Genomic DNA, 301 nt, shown 5'->3' with positions numbered 1-301 from the left:
TTCCAGACAAGTGACTTACCTACAAGTTCAAAATCAGAATGCTCTGCAATAGAATAGATATGCTGGTCATCCGCTGGATCGATAGTAATTAGATCACCAATTAGATTACCGCCTTGGACATTTCTATACAGAATAGAATTGCTCAATTTGATATCTGTAGGCAGAGGCTTATCAGATACAAGTACAGTTACGCTAATCGGCTCATCTAGATCAATCCATTCGTTCGCTTGCACATTAACTTTCATTTCATAGAAACCTGCTGCAAGAGGATTGTAGGATTCAGCATTGATATTCAGCTTAA

Annotated in this window: 1 protein-coding gene; it reads right to left on the bottom strand. The window is 38.2% G+C overall.

Features of this window, described 5'->3' with window-relative positions:
• The coding region (locus JEM65_RS21390; protein ID WP_199603763.1) for a hypothetical protein at positions 1–301 on the bottom strand (301 nt) is incomplete at both ends.

This window comes from Gelidibacter salicanalis (assembly GCF_016469035.1).
GTDB lineage: Bacteria > Bacteroidota > Bacteroidia > Flavobacteriales > Flavobacteriaceae > Gelidibacter > Gelidibacter salicanalis_A.
The sequence above is the reverse complement of the archived record's forward strand: the minus strand, read 5'-3'. Positions and strand labels throughout refer to the sequence as shown.